Raw genomic sequence first — 17,328 nt, forward strand, 5'->3', positions numbered from 1 at the left:
ACAAAAAAAGAGGGACACGATTTACGTGTCCCTCGCAGTTTTTATACTCGTGAAAACATTTTCTTAAGAAGGGGGTTCAAAGGCTGTATATGGGAAGGGTTCAGACCGTTGATGTCAATGGTATAAGAGCCGTTAATCTGTCGTCCCAGACCAAATCCTAAGAGAACCGTCTTGTCAATCTGATACATATCCCCGTAGTTATACTGATTATAAATATCGTCAAGGGAAAACAGTTCATAGGTCGCACCGTTATTTTCCGGCATGGAAAATACCACAGTTTTCACACCGGTCTGTGGATTTACATAAATATCAACAACCTTGAACAGCCGCAGGGATGCAGATACCGCATCGGCTTTCTGGCGTTTCTCCTTTGGAATAAAGAGGTAGCGGAACAGGATAATGCCGCCGAAGATACCAAAGATAGCCAGGAAGAACATTTGAAATTTATGCATAATAGTACCCATTACGATACCATCAAGACCAAAGAGCAGAAGTCCGCTTCCAATCATGACGCCCTGCACCTGGTCATTTTCCAGATTCATCGGAATCAGAAGCAGAACAAATCCCAGCAGAAGAAATGCTGTAAAAAGCCAGACATCGCCTTTGTCACTGAGAGGAATATAGGACTTCGTCAACCAGTCATATTTGACAAGCACATAATTATCAGGGTCACTGTTATTGTAGAAAATCGGAATCTTTTCGCCTTCCATCGGAACATCCTCTTCCGTAAAGACCTCATCGGTAACCGGAGTATAAACCGTTCCGTTCACGTTATAGGTTAAAAAAGCCGAGTAGTGGTAATAAACATTATCATTGCTGTCCTCATGTTTGTATTCCTTCAGAGAGAGAACCTGTGCAGACCAGGTGGTGTAGTTCTTATACTTTGCCCCATAAGTAAAACGATGAACCACTCCAAGATACAGGGCTCCTGCAGTTAAGACCGCCATAACGGCAGCAATAATGTAGATGGTACTTTTTTTCACATATCTTTTTACAATCATAAACCTTCTCCTTCGTATATTATTGATTTACAAAATTTTTAATTTTATCCCGTTTATCGATACCTAACTTTTCCAGAATTCCTGATACATAATGCTTAACTGTGTTTATTGAAAATCCTAAATATTCTGCAATTTCCTGATTGGTCCAGTTCCGGCATGCCAGCATTGCAATGGAAAACTCCAATGGAGACAGGAGATCCGTCACTGTTTTTTGCATCTTAGGATTGTGGATTTTCATCCAGCCACGATGAAATGAGATTATCCTGCCTGCCAACTGCTTATAAATCTCTGGTTCTTTTTTTCGGACACAGACCTCCAATAATCCCTGTAACAGCCCATGATACTCAATAAATGTCTCCCAAAATCTATCCGGTCTGGCCATTTCCCATGCAGAATTTACTGAGTGTATGGCTTCTTTTTGTTCTTTCAGATTAATCTGACACATTGCCTGCACACAGTTCAGATATATTATGGGTATGGGATATGTCGTATCTGCCATCAAAAAAGCTCCCTGGACAAGGCCCTTTGCCCGGGCATATTCCTGCCTTAAATAAGTTTCATGTGCCAGAAGGCTGATTGCAAACAATCTCTGTCCGGTCGGAAGATATGGGATATACTGCAGAAACGGCGGTACCTTTTTTTCTGGCGTAATATGAAGAAAAATATTAGTTACATAATAGGCAAACAGACAGGACGCCTTTTGCTCCATCGTTGCATTTTCCTGTACCACCTGAACCATGCATCGCTGTATATTCTCTCTGGCCTGTTGTGCCGCTTTGGAATCTCCAATTGTCAGATTGGCAAAGGTATAGAGCATATCTGCAGATAAACGAAGCATGATATCTTCTTGTGACAAATATGGTTTCACAGTCTCTGCACACAGTTCTGCATTGGCAGAAAAGTAATAATATTCTGCTAATGCAATCTGTGCTGATTCTTTATCTTCCATTTCTTTAATTACTTTTTCAGCGTTTCCTGGCTCAAATGTGCTTCCGGTTAAAGGAAGTACGGCTCTGTCCGATAATATCATCGTATCCCCGTTCCTTTCAATGAAAAATTTTCCTATCCCAATTTTTGATTGCTTTAATGATTCCAGATATATTTAAGTATATCACAAGTGGGGCATATAGCACATCTTTTCTTCCTGACACCACAATCATGAACACTACAATCCCGGTACTCCTTTTTTGATAACATGACCATCATTTTCTGGTAATACAATGGTTCTATATTGGAGCATTTTTGACGGAATGAAAGATGCTCTCTATATAACGTTTCCTGTAAAATGATACAGTTTGTTACATAGAGAGCATTTTTATGGGGTAATATTTATTTACAAATGTTTCTTTTTACGATAATAAACGGTACCAGCAATAATAATTTCTGAAACAATCAGCCATGCCGCCCATACCAAAGGATTATTATAATCCCCTGTTTTCGGAGACTTATCCGTAGTCTGCTTTGTATTAGTTTGAGTTGCAGGCTGGGTATTTGAGGCTGTAGCCGTTTCCTGATTTTTATTGTCTGGATTCTGGTTTACGCTTGCCTGGATGGTAAACGTAGTACTTGCAGAACCATCTGTCCACAACATTTCCAGGTTATGTGTTCCGGCAGTCAGTGTATTCAGGTAAGAGGACTTCAAAGTAACAATGGTTGAACCGGACTTCACATCATAATTATCTTTTCCAATCTGAACACCATCTACTTTGATTCCGGCAAATTTAGAGAACTCTGCATCCACCCGGATGGTAAGGCTGTTGCCACTCTGCAGGACATAGCTGCTTTCAGTTCCTTCTATAATTTTATAAGAAGTTTTGGTTTCTTCAGTTCCGGTTTTTACCGGCGGGATTTCGACTGCAGTTTTAGCATAATTACAAACTGTACACTGCTCATGCTTAGAACCTTTTTCCGTAGACGTAGCTTCCTTGTCGATTACCCAGGTAAAGCTATGTCCGGATTGATTTATTTTTTCACCACATTCACAGGTATTCCAATGATTATCCGCATCGGAATGCCATCCGGTACGGTCTGCTGTATGCTCTGCTGATTTTGCGATTACAACATCCAAAGAAGTAATCATATTTGCTCCACTTGCATCACTGAAATAACCACCGCAATTTGCACAGACCCAATATTGTATATTTCCCTCTGTCAGATGAGTTGCTTCTTTTCTGTCAGCCTTAGACAGTGTATGTCCGCCAAGATAACTGCCGCAGATATTTGAGAGCAGGGAGGTTGTGTCTGCTGCCTTAATCTGGTTGGAACCAGGTGTTCCACTATCCGCACCTACATCATTGAGTGAAGGGTTCTTCTTTTTATCAAAAGCGCAGCCAGCAGTGGTGCCATTATTATCATATCCAATGAATCCACCCGGTGCAATTGTTGGATGAGAACCTGTTACAGTACCTGCAGCATTACAGTTCTGAATATTTCCTTCGGTATTTGTACCGGAAAAGCCACCGGTTTTCGGTTCCCAGCCTGCCACCGTGCTCTTTACATTACCATAGGAAACACTGTTACGAATCTTTCCTTTTTCCAGATATCCGACAAAACCACCGGTATTCCAGTTATTTGCCTCAACATTGCCATAAGATGCACAATGCTCTATTTCCAAACTGGCGTTCGGACTCAAATACACATCCGGCAAACCCGCCGGTTGACCATCCTCCGGATACGCTGCCTTTGGCGGTACAGTTTTTGTAGGAGCCCTGGAAAACATTTCCGATGAATCCACCACTGATACACCTTCCTGTCACAGTAACATCCGCGGAACAATCCGAAACATGGGCACGGCTTGCATCACCAATCAGCCCTCCGGCATACATCTTGGAGTCTACCTGTCCGGTTCCCTGACAGTTTTCTACTCCAACAAAGGTAGCTCTGGAACCACCCATCGTTGTAAGCGAACCTACCAGCACTCCGGCACCGTAAATATCCGGACTGGCACTTGCATCCGTGGAATTTCCGGCATAGATGGTAGCATTTTCAATACAGAAATTTTTCAGTACTGTTTCATCAGATACAGCTACTACGACACCAAACAAGCCGGCACAGACGTTATTTCCCCGTTCATCCACATATAAGCCTGTAATGACCTGATTATTTCCATCGAAATATCCTGAAAAAGCTTTGGAACTTGCATTTCCATAACCGATAGGAATCCATCTCTTTCCGCTCAAATCAATTGGAGCGGTCAACTTAAAATATTCCCCCGAATGTGTTTGCTCAGGTACTCCAGAATTTACTTCTGATGCCAGCTTTGCAAGCTGTCCTGCCGTAGCAATCTGATATGGATCATTCTTTGTACCGCTGCCGCCAGCAAAGTCAGCTGCTGTAAAATCTGTCCATTTCTCTGTTGTAACATCTGCCCGGGAAGTTATCGGTGTCAGTGTAAACAACATACAGACTACCAAAACCAAACCTAGTAACTTTTTTCTTTTTCCCATAATTCGTCCTTTCCTTTTAATGATTTTTAGTAAGATTCAAACCGACAAAATCAAGGTTTACGATTTTATTTTACCAATTTCATTTTTCTTTGGACATGCCCGTTTTGACAGAAAAAAGTGCCTGTTTTATTGTATTTAATCTATAATTCCGGAATCGGAAATAATTCTTCCGGGGTACCAAAGTGGGCACCCAGAGGGTTCATATATTTTGTCCACTGAAGTTTCGTCTCGTCAATGTACATATTTTCCTCATCACCAATGCCATAGTTTGGAATGCCGTTATTAGTGCCCTCTAAGAAGTCTTTAAAAGCATCTACATCAAGGTCACCGTTCAGATAATCCATCCAGAAATTGTCATGGGCTGCAAATAAAAGTTTGTCCATTCGTGGAGAAGCCCAGCCTAAGAAATCACAGGCAGCCTCATACTGGGAATCGTCTTCAAATTCAATTTTCCATTCGTAAGTATCAGCCCCATTTTTGATGCAGCGGATACCTTTTTCATCCATGGCAACCATATAAAATACATCTTCCGCATCTTCATCAGATTCATTTGTGGCATCTGTCGGAAACGTAACCTTAAGGGTATCGGATAAAAGCATATCGATAAGAGGCTGGGCTGGTGTATCATTTACAATGCTTTTCTTTGCTGTCTCTGCCATTTCCTTATCCTTAACTTCTTCTTCCTCTTCAATAGCTTCCTGTAAAGCTTCTTCCGCTTTATCAAAGGAGTCTAACAGCTTGTCCCATTCCTTCATGCTGAAAGACTGACCACCGATTTGAAAGCTCTCTTCGGTTTCACCATTTTTCATTTTGTTATAAATATTTTCTTTCCATTTTGCAATTTCTTCAGCCGGATTTACCGTAGCTGTAGAATCCTCATCCTCATTCATTTCAGAAAGCTTTTCCTGCACAAGCTGTTGAAAATGAGTCAGCCATTCGTTATCCTCAGTATTGTTATCCGGGTCAGTGGACAGAAAACCGAGGTAGTCCATTGGGGAGTTGTTGTTCCATATTGAGTTAATTGCCATAAGAGCTCCTTTCAGAAGTTGTTGTCTGGTGATTGCAAAAGAATATTTGTAACTTGTAAAGATTTCAGGGATTCAAAGTGCATTCTGGGTTTATCTGGCGTAAAATGCCAGCAGTTCTTAGGTACATGTTTTTCTTGCTGTCAGGCTGTCTTTCCGTTGCTTTGACACAATCGCAGTACTGTCCGTCGGGTACGGATGCGGATAAAGCCTGCAAGGGGCACTAAGAATTTCGGCAGGATAATCTTTTGTCTGGCAATCGGCGCAAATTCACATCCGTGTTCATATGCGCCTCGCCGGCACTTCCCTGTGCCGGCGTTGCCTGTTGCCAGACGAAATTCCAAGTGCCCCTAACAGCCTTTAAGATGCATCCGCACTTCGACGAACAGTCCTGTGATTTGTCAAACATTGGAAAGACCGGCTTAATAAACAAAAGAAAAACATGTATCTTAGAGCTGCGGTATTTTATGTCAAAACCCAGATACACTTTGAATATCCTGATAAATTTACAATCCATACATTTTTGCAATCATCAGAAAAAAATAAAGACACTTTATCTCAATCAATCCCTTGAAATAAAATGCCATCCATGTAATAACTTTATCGACCAATCGATTTAAATACATTAGAAGAAAATGTTGATTTCTTCAAAAAATGCAGGTAGGATAGAAGAAAAGGAGTAGGAGGACGGGCAGTATGGGAAAAATCATTTTTCTGGATGTTGACGGAACCTTAGTGGATTATGAAAATCATTTGCCGGAATCAGCAGTTCTTGCGGTGCGGAAGGCAAGAGAAAACGGACACAGAGTGTATATCTGCACAGGAAGAAGTAAAGCAGAAGTCTATGAGAATATCTGGGAAATCGGACTGGATGGAATGATAGGCGGAAACGGAAGTTATGTGGAAGATCATGGACATGTGGTTATGCACCAGATGATTACGCCGGAGCAGTGCCGCCATATTGTGGACTGGTTAAAGGAGCGCGGACTGGAATTTTATCTGGAAAGTAATGCAGGACTGTTTGCAAGTGCCGGATTTGAAGAGGATGGAGAACCTGTGATTCAGGAATATTCCAGGCGGAAAGGCAAAGAGGGCGCAGATAAAATAAAGGTACGGGATGCATTTCCGGAAATGATTTTTGATGGAGAGCTGTACCGGGACGATGTAAATAAAGTAAGCTTTATCTTAAATCAGTATCAGGATTATAAAGATGCCGTGGTGGAATTCCCGGATTTGCAGGCTGGAACATGGGGCGGAGCCGGCGAAATTGCATTATTTGGAGATTTGGGCGTAAAAAATATCACCAAAGGAAATGCCATTGCGCATCTGTTAGAATATCTTCATGCAGATGTGGCAGACACCATAGCTTTTGGGGATGCCAAAGTGGATATTCCTATGTTGGAATACTGTGGCTATGGTGTTGCCATGGGAAGCGGTGGAGACGAGATAAAGGCTATGGCAGATTATGTCACCGGGGATGTGGATAAGAATGGATTGTATGATGCATTTGAAAAATTGGGGTTGCTATGAAGAAAAATATTGGTATATTCTTAGTGATGTGTATCATGTTGACTGCGTGTAAAAATGATAAGTTTCCTTATGATGATGAATTGGATGATTCTGAGAAGAATGAAATAAGTACAGAGTATAACTCGGTAATTGACAGAAAAATTGCCGATACAAAAGATGAAAAAATAAATATCGCCTATGATGAAGCACTTTCTGAGTATGAGGGGTATCTTGATAATGTAAAATTATTTGAGGAAAACTATAAAAATCAGGATTATGATGGAGATGGAAAAACAGATCGTGTTTTCCAGTATTTCAGAAATGATAATAAGAAAGTATACACGATTTGCTTTGGAAATGGTGACCGCCTTGAACTGGGAGCATTTGATGATACATTTCTCGGTCTTGAAGTATGGGGAGCGGATATTACCGGAGACGGGAAAAATGAGATTGTCTTTTGTGGAGAGCATACAGGAAATACATGGATACAGAGTGGAAGTGAAATTGCAATCTGGAGAAAAGATGGCAGTGAGTACACAAGAATGAATCTGCCGGGAAAGCAAACCAGAATGCGATATTCTGCAGGATATGATATTTATATTGAAAAGGCGGAGCAGGAAAATACAATTCTTGTTACCTGTCCTGAATTGGGATTGGAAGAGGAATATGTTCTACCTGAAAATCAAAGAGAAGAATTTGATAGTTGTTATAAAGACTTAAAAGTTGGAGAAAGGATATTGAGTTCTTCAAAAGCATGGAAAATAGCAGTGGATGGAGATGATATATTTTTATATGAAGCGTTTTTAGACAGACAGACTGCAGCAGTTAAGATAAAAATGCAATGGAAAGAAAATAAATTTGAAGTAATGAATACGGAAATTTTAGAAGAGTATTTATAATGCATAAACAATGGCTGAAATGCAATCGCACAGGGTTGTTTTCTCATTGGTGTTTGGAGCTGTTTGCATTAGGGAAGCAGCAAGCAGATAAAATAAGTAAAGAAAGTTTAGGAGGACAAAATGAGTAATAACGTAACAGAAAAAAAATGGTGGCAAAGTGCAGTAGTATATCAGATTTACCCAAAAAGTTTTCAGGACAGTAATGGAGACGGAGTCGGTGATTTAAGAGGAATTATGGAGCGGCTGGAGTACCTTGGAAAGCTTGGTATTGATGCAATCTGGTTATCACCGGTCTGCAAATCCCCGCAGGCGGACAATGGCTATGACATTTCCGATTATCAGGATATTGACCCGATGTTCGGCAGTGTGGAAGATATGGAAGCTTTAATTAAAGAAGCAAAGAAATACAACATCCGCATCATTATGGATCTGGTTTTAAATCATACCTCCAATAAACACAGATGGTTTGAGGAAGCAAAGAAGAGTAAGGACAACCCATATCATGATTACTATGTGTGGAGAGACGGGGAAGAAGGCGTAGAGCCAAACGATATGAAAGCCGTTTTCGGTGGAAGTGCATGGGAATGGGTACCGGAAATAAAGCAGTATTATTTCCATCAGTTTTTGCCGGAACAGCCGGATTTGAACTGGGAAAATCCGCAGGTGCGAAAAGAAATATATGACATGATTTTATGGTGGATGGAAAAAGGAGTTGGCGGCTTCCGACTGGACGTAATCGACCAGATTGCAAAAGAGCCGGATAAGAAAATTACCATCAACGGCCCAAGACTTCATGAATATTTCCGTGAAATGAGCAAAGAAACTTTCCAGAAGGGAGATTTGATTACTGTAGGAGAAGCCTGGGGTGCAGACCCGGAGCGGGCAAAGCTTTACAGTAATCCGGATGGAAGCGAATTTTCCATGGTATTCCAGTTTGAACACATCGGGCTGGATCAGCAGGAAGGCAAGGATAAATGGGATCTGGCACCGCTGCCATTCTTGAAATTAAAACAGATTATGAACCGCTGGCAGACAGAGCTTTATAACTGTGGCTGGAACAGCCTTTTCTGGAACAACCATGATTTGCCGCGTATCGTATCCCGTTGGGGCAATGATAAGGAGTACCGGGTAGAGTCTGCAAAAATGCTGGCAATTTTATTACATGGAATGCAGGGAACTCCATACATTTTTGAGGGCGAAGAGCTGGGTATGACAAATGTCCGCTATAATATCGAGGATTATCGGGATGTTGAAATTCAGAATGTATACAAGGAGCGTATCGCAGCAGGCTATGATAAGGAAGATGTTATGAATTCCATTTATGCCAAGGGACGCGATAATGCCAGAACGCCAATGCAGTGGGATGATACAGAAAATGCCGGATTTACAACAGGCACACCTTGGATAAAAGTAAATGACAACTATAAAACCATCAATGCCAAGAGCCAGGTAGATGACCCGGATTCCATTTTCAACTGCTACCGGAAGCTGGTAAGCTTTAGAAAAGAGTATCCTGTTTTGGTGGACGGCAGCTTCAAATTACTGTTAGCCGAGGATGAAAATATTTTCGCATATGAGCGTAAAAATGCGGATGAGACACTGCTTGTTGTCTGCAATTTCTACGGCAATACTGTGAAAATGCCTTTGACGGAAGAGACAAAGGATATGGAGCTTCTCATTTCCAACTATAAAGAGACAGAGGATTCTTCCGTGCTTCGTCCGTATGAGGCAAGAATGTACTATAAAAAATAAGAGATTTCCTATTGAAATAAATTCTTTGCATAGATGTTGGAAATCCAACAGTCAGTCACTCCGTTATCTGCTATAATATGGATAAACCCACCGAAAAGGTTTATACAAATCAGATAAAGAAAAGATAAGGAGCACAAAAATGGCAGATTTATTAAAAAATATTTCCAAGAAAGAAGTTTTAAATTTAAAAGAAGAAGTAGCATATCAGGATGGACAGATTGTAAGTAAGACACTGGCACAGAATGATGCAGTAAGCGTAACCTTATTTTCCTTTGCAAAGGGCGAGAAAATCAGCACACACGCTTCCGGCGGAGATGCCTTTGTAACCTGTCTGGATGGAGTTGGAGAAGTAACCATTGATGGTGAGAAATTCCAACTGACGGAAGGACAGTCCATCGTAATGCCGGCAGGACATCCACATGCCGTATATGGAAAAGAGCAGTTTAAAATGCTTTTAGTCGTAGTATTCTAAGAAGAAGTAAGTATTAAAATACCGCCACATACATAAGACAAAGCCATCATCAGATGTGCGTATTGCCTGTGTATGTGGCGGTTTTGTGTTGCCAGATATCCGCAAGAGCTGACGTTATATCGATAAGACATTGTTTAATAATACATCTTTGCAGCCTGTTTCCGTTCCCGGTATTCCTGTGCACTGACCGGTGTAATCATACCGCAGCTTTCGCACATAATGCCACGCTGTTTCTGGTGGCTGAAAATCGGAATATAGAAAAGGGTTGCCTGATTTAACTGTCTGCAAAGGGTATGCATGACATTATGCCGGCAGTTTGGGCAGACAGAAGTGCCAACCGGGCCTTCCCGTTTAAAAACTGTTCTTGTACCGTAGATAATTACCATGTCATAACACCTCCCTGATGAATATTTGCTTTTAACTGATTAAGAACCTGATCAAAATCTTTGCTTTTTCCACTGTGAGCGGCAACCAGAGTACGTTTACCATCTGCAGTTTCCAGTGCAATATAGCTGGTTGTTGTCGGGTCACCATTTAACATGTTACATTTGAAAACATTCGTAATATCATCTAAAGGAGTGACATAGAAGCCTTCCTTTGTATTGTTGTAATCCAATATGAAATGATTGGAAACAGCAACGCCAAGCTTTGGTGAAAAAATGCGTGGGCTGTTGGCAAAATCAGAGTAAATCCGCTGCAGACCGCCATTCTGTTCTAAGAGAGCAATCTTTTTCTTAACGGCTTTTTTCTTGTTGCCGCCTGCTGAAAAAATAATAATACCAAGAACTGTAAATACGGCAGCAATCACATAGAGTACAATGCTGTTTTCAACGGCTGTGTGTGTGGTATCCAGATAATGGTCACCAAAGTACTCGTCATAGTTGTAAGTAGTAATGTCCAGTCCGGTATCAGAAAGATAATCCACCAGATAATGAGCTGCCTGAGGAGGCATGCTGGTGCTTTTTCCCCGGATCGTGTGAGCAGGTAAGCTGTCGAGAACAGTGTCATCTACGTCTACACCATAGACCGGAAGGGAAGTTTCTCCCTTGGTAGCAATGATACTCCAGTAACCTTCAGAATCCTCTGCAATATAGAATTCTGTGTGATCTTTTCCATCAGAAGTAAGCTCCGCAAATGGCCCCATTACATAAGTAACTTCCATTGTTGCGTAACCATCGGTCTGTGCGTCAAACGGATCATAAGCAGTAATCCACATCAGAAGACCGAAGGCAAGGAAAACGCCACCTAATACAAAGAAAATAATCAGTGCAGCGATGTTTTTCCCACAGACTTTCAATAAATCCTTTTTAAATTCTTCCATTTTCTTTTTTCTCCCGTGTATTTTTTTAAACCAATTCTATCATGACATAAGAGGAAGAATTGTGCAACAGATATAAGGAAGATTATTCTTTCATCACTAACCATCTGCATTTACTGAGGGCTTTTCCGAGACACAGGTAAATAATATAGAAAAGGATGCCGATGAGGAAAGTGGCAGCTGCCCAGCGCAGATGCTTAAACAGGTAAATATATGGATGCTCATAGAGCAGGGTAATCCAGTCCTGTGTATTCCAGAGACTGTAAGCAAAAGCATTATCATGTAAAAGATAAACCATAAAAGTGGAAGCTCCCACAAAATTAATCATGCGGCTGCATGGAATATGGATGCGCCGGAAGATTTCAAACAGAGAAAGTCCCACAAGAATCGGAATAATGCTATAGTCTGAAAAGGAAGGAATCTTCTGGATAAAAATGTCTTTGCTTTCATTTAAAAAGTAAGTCTGAATATTGGTCTGTGTTACATTATAAGCAGAAATGTAAATAAACAGGAAGGAAACTGCAATAATCAGATAGAGGCAATAAGTTCTGATTTTCCCAAATGGATTGTAAAGGTGGATAAAACCGCCCAAGGCATATAAGAAAATACCGGTCAGCAGTGTCCGGAGTCCGTTAGCCAGGGAATTTGCCATACTTCCGGTCCAGCGGAACTGGATAAATGCAAATAATACAATCAGAAAGGTAAAATATTTCTGCTTGTCCAGTTTTGCCAGAAACTTGTTTAAAAAGAGGTAAGCGATTACTATAATGAAGAAATAGTAGCCCACAAACCAGGACATACTGTTAAATTTATTGATGTTGACCAGTTTTAAAAAGACACTGTCAGTCATGCGGTACCAGAAGGAAGATACCAGTGTCAGGGAAACTGCGGCAAAACCAAGCTGTAACAGCAATTTCTTGGAAATTTTGGCAAGATTAATTCCGTTTCCCTTTGAAACCATAAAGTATCCGGAAATCGTAATGAAAATAACATTTCCGATTTTTCCCATTGGAGCAAAGGTGGAAAGAAGCAGGAGCTTCTTATAAAAAACAGGTTCACAGAACAGTCCGTTATTCATACGCAGCATGGAAGCAGTGTCTGTTAACTGTACCTTCACGCAGTGGTCAGAAATATGAAAAATAATAATCATAAACATAGCCAGAATACGCAATAATTCAATGTTGGAACTTCTGGTTTTAGCTGGTGTCATGTTGTCTAATCTCCTAATCCTAAAATGAAATACCATGCTATTATAATACAGATAGCTTTAAGATGCCACTATTTCCAGCAAAAGTGTGTTATAATGAGCAGTGCCGGTCAGGGAAAAGGCAGCAGGTTTGGCTTGCAAATAACCTGCTGCCTTTTCCCTGACTGATAGTGCGAAGCACGTACATCGAGAAAATCTTTGATTTTCGAGAGGGCACTGCTGGAAATGTGCTAAGCAGTAAAAAATGAGATAAAAAAATACCCCCCACAGAAAGGAATCCACATATGGCAAAGGAAAAGATAGATGAGGGACTGATAGGAAATGAAAAAATCGAACAGGCAATTGCCGGCTTGCAGCAGGAGGCAACACCGGAGCAGTTAGCCCATACACTGACGGTAATCCGCCGGCGGATGCAGGAAGGCGGTCAGGTGATTGTGGCAGTGGAACCACCGAAGGGTGGAAGCCAGATGCTGCTACAGGCGATTGAGACAGATGGTAAGACCTGGTGGGCAGCCTTCAGCAGCTTTGAAGAAGAATTAAAAGGCGGCGGAAGTGTGAAATCCACATTCTTAGCTGATATAGAAAAGCTTTTTCAAGGAGCATTGCAGGCAGAGGGAATCGAAGGGGTCATTTTAAATCCGTGGAACCGTACCATAATGCTGGATAAGAATCTGATACAGATTGTGCTTGGCAGCAGATAGATATGTGGATAAGTAAACGTCAGAGAAGAAAAAGAGTGGAAAGAAGGAAAGAAGATTGAATTATGCAGAATGTATCGAACAGGCAAGAGGAAGAATTGGAAATTATTGCAAGGCGTGTGTAGAATGCAATGGACGCGCCTGCCGGAATCAGATGCCGGGACCCGGTGCAAAGGGAATCGGCGATACTGCCATGCGTAATTATGATAAATGGAAAGAGATTCGTGTGCAGATGGACACTATTGCAGAAAATGCTCCGGTGGATACTTCGCTGAAATTATTTGGAAAAGAGTTTAAATATCCGTTCTTTGCAGGCCCGGTAGGAGCGGTGAATCTGCATTACGGAGACTGTCTCAATGACATTTCCTATAATGATATTCTGGTATCGTCCTGTGCGGAATGCGGCATTGCAGCTTTTACCGGGGATGGTACAGACAGTAATGTCATGGTGGCAGCTACAAAGGCAATTGCCAAAGAACAGGGACTTGGAATCCCAACGGTAAAGCCATGGAATCTTGAAATCATCAAAGAAAAAATGGCACTGGTGCACGAAGCGAAAGCCTTTGCGGTAGCCATGGATGTAGATGCAGCAGGCTTGCCGTTTCTTAAGAATTTAGAGCCGCCGGCAGGAAGTAAGACCGTGGAAGAACTGCGGGAAGTGGCAGAGCTTGCTGGAGTTCCGTTTATTGTAAAAGGAATTATGACGGTAAAAGGCGCTTTAAAAGCAAAAGAAGCCGGGGCTGCTGGAATTGTGGTATCGAACCACGGTGGCAGGGTATTAGACCAGTGCCCGGCAACAGCAGAAGTCTTAGGCGGGATTGCGGATGCAGTGAAAGGCTCCATGAAAATTCTCGTAGATGGCGGAATCCGCTGTGGAACGGATGTATTTAAGGCAATTGCCTTAGGTGCAGATGCGGTAATTATCGCAAGACCGTTTGTGACAGCGGTTTACGGTGGCAGCAGGGAAGGCGTAGCGTCTTATGTTGCCAGGATAGGAACCGAATTAGAAGATACCATGAAAATGTGTGGCGTACACAGCCTGGCAGAGATTACAAGGGATTGCATATGGACAAAAGCATAGAGTGGAGCATGAAAACAAGAGAAGAAATATTAGCATACGGACTGTCTTTCCCGGACACCTATCAGGAGGCACCGTTCCATGACCAGAACTGGCAGCTGGTGCGCATAAGGGAAAGCAAAAAGGCATTTCTCTGGACTTATATGCGGGATGGATTCCTCAATCTGAACGTAAAAGCAGACCCACAGTGGAGAGATTTCTGGCGGAGTGCTTATCCTGCAGTCATTCCGGGGTATCATCAGAATAAGGAGCACTGGAATACCATAATCGTGGATGGCACAATCCCGGATAAAGATATCTGCCGCATGATAGCAGAAAGCTATGATTTAGTAACGGACAGCCCTACCAAACGGATTTATGAAGCAGTAAAGAAAATTCCAAAAGGGCAGGTGGCAACCTATGGGCAGGTAGCGGAGCTTGCCGGAAACAAGCGGATGTCAAGAGCTGTGGGAAATGCACTGCATAAGAATAAAGACCCGGAAAACATACCATGTTACCGGGTGGTAAATGCAAAAGGCGGGCTTTCCGGAGCCTTTGCCTTTGGCGGCGAAAATGAACAGGCACGCCGCCTGATGGCAGATGGCATAGAAGTAGTGGATGGAAAAGTAGATTTAAAACGTTTCGGAATGAAAATAGAGAAAACGGATTAAATTACTGGAACATTAGAGAACCTTTTCTCCGGTTAGCGGGTCCGTGATTTCTAACAGGGCTAAAATCAGTGCCATACGGACATATTTTCCGTTCTGTACCTGTTGGAAATAAGCGGCGCGCGGGTCGGAATCCACATCAACAGAGATTTCATCGACTCGTGGAAGCGGATGTAAAACCGGCATATCAGAAGGAGCCAGTTCTAATTTTTCTTTATTTAAAATGTAGGTATCTTTTAACCGGATATAGTCTTCCTCGTTGAAGAAACGCTCTTTTTGGACACGGGTCATATAGAGAACATCCAGCTTTGGAAGTGTTTCCTCTAAGTCAGAGACTTCCCGATAGGTGCTGTGGAAAGGCTTTAAGGTTCTTTCAATCATATAGTCCGGAATGCGGAGTTCTTCCGGAGAAATGAAATAGAATTCGTTACCCGGATAGCGTACCAGACTGTTTACCAGGGAATGAACGGTTCTTCCGAATTTTAAATCACCACAGAAGCCCACCGTCAGGTGGTCAAGCCGTCCCTTGCGCTGGCGTATGGTTAATAAGTCAATCAGGGTCTGGGTTGGGTGATAGTGTCCGCCGTCACCGGCATTAATGACCGGAATGGTTGCATACATAGAGGCGCAGAGCGGTGCTCCTTCTTTTGGATGACGCATGGCAATAATATCTGCGTAGCAGCTTACTACCCGGACGGTATCGGCAACGGTTTCTCCTTTGGTAGCACTGGACTGTTCCGCACCGGCAAATCCCAGTGTCTGACCACCAAGACTTAACATGGCGGATTCAAAGGACAGTCGGGTTCTGGTGCTTGGCTCATAAAAGAGTGTAGCAAGCTGTTTCCCTTCTGCAAGGTGGGCATAAGCCTCTTTGTGGGTACCAATCCGGTCTGCAAGATCCAGAATACGGGTTGTTTCTTCTTCCGTAAGGTCCAGTGGACTGATTAGGTGTCTCAAAGCCATTCCCCCTTTATCATGTATTCATTTCGTTCTGCACCAGTGGAAATAAACTGGATATCGCAGTCTAAAAGGCGTTCTAATGTTTCAATGTATAATCTGGCATTTTCCGGTAAATCTTCATATTTGCGGCAGGCAGAAATATCCTGTTTCCAGCCCGGAAGCATTGTTACAACCGGAGAGAAGCTATCGATATTTTCGGTAGGGTCGAAGACGGTTGTGGTCTTATGATTTCTTTCATAAGCAGTAATGACAGGGATTTCTGTCAGGGAGCTTAAAACATCAAGCTTCGTTAAGGCAATTTTATCTGCATGCTGGCATTTCAATCCATAACGGCTGGCAACGGCATCAAAAGGTCCGACTCTACGTGGACGGCCGGTGGCAGCACCGTATTCATTTCCAAATTTACGAAGGATGTTGCACCAGTCTTCGGACATGGCTCTTTCTGCTACGAAAGGTCCGGCTCCCACACAGGTGGAATATGCTTTTAGGACACCCACAACATGGTCTAGGGATTCACCCGGGATACCGGCTCCAATCGGACCATAGGCGGAAATGGTGGAGGAACTTGAAGTGTAAGGGAAAATACCATAATCGATATCACGCATGGCTCCAAGCTGGGCTTCCAAAACCACCTTTTTATGGCTGGCAAGAGCATTTTCCAAGAAGCTTCCGGTATCGCAGATATAAGGTGCAAAAAGGGAAGCCTGTTTTTCACACCAGGACAGCAATGCCGGATAAGACATCGGCTCCTGATGATAACTGCCTGCCAGTTCCAGATTTTTGGATTCCAACATGGTTTTTATCCGAACCTGGACATTTTCTTCTTTTAAATGAAGCAAATCACCAAGACGCAGTGTTTTCTTCCGGTATTTATCGCTGTATGCGTAAGCAATGCCGCGGCGGGTGGAGCCGAAGGCAGCACCGGATTTCTCAAGACGTGTTTCTTCCAGTTCATCCTGAATCCTGTGCCATGGCATGGAGATGGTGGCACGTTTGGAAAGTTTTAAATGTTCCGGGGTAATAGAAATACCGCGGCTTTCGATATCTTCAATTTCATGGGTGAGGTGCTCTAAATCAATGACCATTCCATCCCCCAGTACGCATACCACATTGGGATGCAGAATGCCGGACGGCAGAAGATTTAAGACAAATTTTTCCTGTTTGGTTACAACGGTATGACCGGCATTGTTGCCACCCTGATAACGGACAACGACATCTGCATGTTCTGCAAGCAGATCAATGACACGTCCTTTTCCTTCGTCTCCCCAGTTAATTCCTGTTACGGCTGTAAGCATATCGATTCTTCCTTTCTGTAA

The 17,328-nt window shown here is 42.5% G+C and carries 17 protein-coding genes; 7 read left to right on the top strand and 10 right to left on the bottom strand.

Annotated elements, in window-relative coordinates:
- Positions 1-41: 41 nt before the first annotated feature.
- The 5 genes from DWW33_RS14145 to DWW33_RS14165 all read right to left on the bottom strand — a co-directional run bounded on the left by DWW33_RS14145 (position 42) and on the right by DWW33_RS14165 (position 5,475).
- Complete coding sequence (locus tag DWW33_RS14145) at positions 42-1,001, bottom strand: DUF3592 domain-containing protein (RefSeq protein ID WP_118057547.1); 960 nt, start codon at positions 999-1,001, stop codon at positions 42-44.
- Between the two features lie 19 nt (positions 1,002-1,020).
- Positions 1,021-2,031: a response regulator transcription factor gene (locus DWW33_RS14150; protein ID WP_117697891.1), complete on the bottom strand. Its 1,011-nt coding sequence runs from the start codon at positions 2,029-2,031 to the stop codon at positions 1,021-1,023.
- 303 nt (positions 2,032-2,334) lie between these two features.
- Positions 2,335-3,633: a hypothetical protein gene (locus tag DWW33_RS14155; RefSeq protein WP_158577496.1), complete on the bottom strand. Its 1,299-nt coding sequence runs from the start codon at positions 3,631-3,633 to the stop codon at positions 2,335-2,337.
- Complete coding sequence (locus tag DWW33_RS14160; protein ID WP_118639725.1) at positions 3,578-4,447, bottom strand: GLUG motif-containing protein; 870 nt, start codon at positions 4,445-4,447, stop codon at positions 3,578-3,580. Before DWW33_RS14160 ends, DWW33_RS14155 begins: the two co-directional genes overlap by 56 nt.
- Before the next feature lie 140 nt (positions 4,448-4,587).
- The gene (locus DWW33_RS14165; protein WP_118088342.1) at positions 4,588-5,475 is read right to left on the bottom strand and encodes a hypothetical protein; all 888 of its coding nucleotides are present in this window, start codon (positions 5,473-5,475) and stop codon (positions 4,588-4,590) included.
- A 693-nt stretch (positions 5,476-6,168) separates the two neighbouring features.
- On the opposite strand from DWW33_RS14165, the gene DWW33_RS14170 reads away from it, so the two are divergent.
- The 4 genes from DWW33_RS14170 (at position 6,169) to DWW33_RS14185 (ending at position 10,104) form a co-directional block, all read left to right on the top strand.
- Entirely contained in the window at positions 6,169-7,002 is an 834-nt protein-coding gene (locus tag DWW33_RS14170; protein ID WP_118088341.1) for an HAD family hydrolase, read from the top strand.
- Positions 6,999-7,880 (top strand): FG-GAP repeat domain-containing protein, encoded by an 882-nt coding sequence (locus DWW33_RS14175; RefSeq protein ID WP_118088340.1) that lies wholly within the window; start codon positions 6,999-7,001, stop codon positions 7,878-7,880. Before DWW33_RS14170 ends, DWW33_RS14175 begins: the two co-directional genes overlap by 4 nt.
- 120 nt (positions 7,881-8,000) lie before the next feature.
- Positions 8,001-9,632, top strand: a complete 1,632-nt coding sequence (locus tag DWW33_RS14180; RefSeq protein ID WP_118173492.1) for a glycoside hydrolase family 13 protein — start codon at positions 8,001-8,003, stop codon at positions 9,630-9,632.
- A 139-nt stretch (positions 9,633-9,771) separates the two neighbouring features.
- Entirely contained in the window at positions 9,772-10,104 is a 333-nt protein-coding gene (locus tag DWW33_RS14185; RefSeq protein ID WP_118173491.1) for a cupin domain-containing protein, read from the top strand.
- A 134-nt stretch (positions 10,105-10,238) separates the two neighbouring features.
- Here the strand turns inward: DWW33_RS14185 and DWW33_RS14190 are convergent, their stop codons facing one another.
- From DWW33_RS14190 to DWW33_RS14200, 3 genes are all read right to left on the bottom strand, one after another.
- A complete protein-coding gene (locus DWW33_RS14190) occupies positions 10,239-10,490 on the bottom strand; it encodes a zinc-ribbon domain-containing protein (protein WP_022242724.1) in 252 nt (83 codons plus the stop codon).
- Positions 10,484-11,425: a DUF6709 family protein gene (locus DWW33_RS14195; protein ID WP_117842107.1), complete on the bottom strand. Its 942-nt coding sequence runs from the start codon at positions 11,423-11,425 to the stop codon at positions 10,484-10,486. Before DWW33_RS14195 ends, DWW33_RS14190 begins: the two co-directional genes overlap by 7 nt.
- 82 nt (positions 11,426-11,507) lie before the next feature.
- Positions 11,508-12,632 (bottom strand): acyltransferase family protein, encoded by a 1,125-nt coding sequence (locus DWW33_RS14200; RefSeq protein ID WP_158561852.1) that lies wholly within the window; start codon positions 12,630-12,632, stop codon positions 11,508-11,510.
- Positions 12,633-12,913: 281 nt separating this feature from the next.
- Here DWW33_RS14200 and DWW33_RS14205 point away from each other — a divergent pair, with 281 nt between their 5' ends.
- Genes DWW33_RS14205 through DWW33_RS14215 form a run of 3 tightly spaced genes read left to right on the top strand, consistent with a single transcriptional unit; the run spans position 12,914 to position 15,055 of the window.
- Positions 12,914-13,330, top strand: a complete 417-nt coding sequence (locus tag DWW33_RS14205) for an SseB family protein (RefSeq protein ID WP_022242721.1) — start codon at positions 12,914-12,916, stop codon at positions 13,328-13,330.
- A 55-nt stretch (positions 13,331-13,385) separates the two neighbouring features.
- Positions 13,386-14,408: an alpha-hydroxy-acid oxidizing protein gene (locus DWW33_RS14210; protein WP_118639726.1), complete on the top strand. Its 1,023-nt coding sequence runs from the start codon at positions 13,386-13,388 to the stop codon at positions 14,406-14,408.
- Between the two features lie 8 nt (positions 14,409-14,416).
- Positions 14,417-15,055 (top strand): methylated-DNA--[protein]-cysteine S-methyltransferase, encoded by a 639-nt coding sequence (locus DWW33_RS14215; protein WP_118639745.1) that lies wholly within the window; start codon positions 14,417-14,419, stop codon positions 15,053-15,055.
- A gap of 12 nt (positions 15,056-15,067) precedes the next feature.
- Here the strand turns inward: DWW33_RS14215 and pyrB are convergent, their stop codons facing one another.
- Both pyrB and DWW33_RS14225 read right to left on the bottom strand, forming a co-directional pair.
- A complete protein-coding gene (gene pyrB, locus DWW33_RS14220) occupies positions 15,068-16,009 on the bottom strand; it encodes an aspartate carbamoyltransferase (RefSeq protein ID WP_330419834.1) in 942 nt (313 codons plus the stop codon).
- Positions 16,006-17,307 carry an adenylosuccinate synthase gene (locus DWW33_RS14225; protein WP_022242717.1) on the bottom strand — a complete coding sequence of 434 codons (1,302 nt, stop codon included), beginning with the start codon at positions 17,305-17,307 and terminating at the stop codon, positions 16,006-16,008. The genes pyrB and DWW33_RS14225 overlap by 4 nt, the downstream gene beginning before the upstream one ends.
- Positions 17,308-17,328 lie beyond the last annotated feature (21 nt).

This window comes from Roseburia sp. AF15-21, from assembly GCF_003479505.1.
GTDB lineage: Bacteria > Bacillota > Clostridia > Lachnospirales > Lachnospiraceae > Roseburia_C > Roseburia_C amylophila.

Bases quoted from the DNA above. Each gene is read 5' to 3' on its own strand.
- DWW33_RS14175 (WP_118088340.1), top strand. From the start codon at position 6,999: ATGAAGAAAAATATTGGTATATTCTTAGTGATGTGTATCATGTTGACT.
- DWW33_RS14200 (WP_158561852.1), bottom strand. From the start codon at position 12,632: ATGACACCAGCTAAAACCAGAAGTTCCAACATTGAATTATTGCGTATT.
- DWW33_RS14215 (WP_118639745.1), top strand. From the start codon at position 14,417: ATGAAAACAAGAGAAGAAATATTAGCATACGGACTGTCTTTCCCGGAC.
- DWW33_RS14160 (WP_118639725.1), bottom strand. From the start codon at position 4,447: ATGGGAAAAAGAAAAAAGTTACTAGGTTTGGTTTTGGTAGTCTGTATG.
- DWW33_RS14205 (WP_022242721.1), top strand. From the start codon at position 12,914: ATGGCAAAGGAAAAGATAGATGAGGGACTGATAGGAAATGAAAAAATC.
- DWW33_RS14145 (WP_118057547.1), bottom strand. From the start codon at position 1,001: ATGATTGTAAAAAGATATGTGAAAAAAAGTACCATCTACATTATTGCT.
- DWW33_RS14180 (WP_118173492.1), top strand. From the start codon at position 8,001: ATGAGTAATAACGTAACAGAAAAAAAATGGTGGCAAAGTGCAGTAGTA.
- DWW33_RS14195 (WP_117842107.1), bottom strand. From the start codon at position 11,425: ATGGAAGAATTTAAAAAGGATTTATTGAAAGTCTGTGGGAAAAACATC.
- DWW33_RS14185 (WP_118173491.1), top strand. From the start codon at position 9,772: ATGGCAGATTTATTAAAAAATATTTCCAAGAAAGAAGTTTTAAATTTA.
- DWW33_RS14170 (WP_118088341.1), top strand. From the start codon at position 6,169: ATGGGAAAAATCATTTTTCTGGATGTTGACGGAACCTTAGTGGATTAT.
- DWW33_RS14150 (WP_117697891.1), bottom strand. From the start codon at position 2,031: ATGATATTATCGGACAGAGCCGTACTTCCTTTAACCGGAAGCACATTT.
- DWW33_RS14165 (WP_118088342.1), bottom strand. From the start codon at position 5,475: ATGGCAATTAACTCAATATGGAACAACAACTCCCCAATGGACTACCTC.
- DWW33_RS14190 (WP_022242724.1), bottom strand. From the start codon at position 10,490: ATGGTAATTATCTACGGTACAAGAACAGTTTTTAAACGGGAAGGCCCG.
- DWW33_RS14225 (WP_022242717.1), bottom strand. From the start codon at position 17,307: ATGCTTACAGCCGTAACAGGAATTAACTGGGGAGACGAAGGAAAAGGA.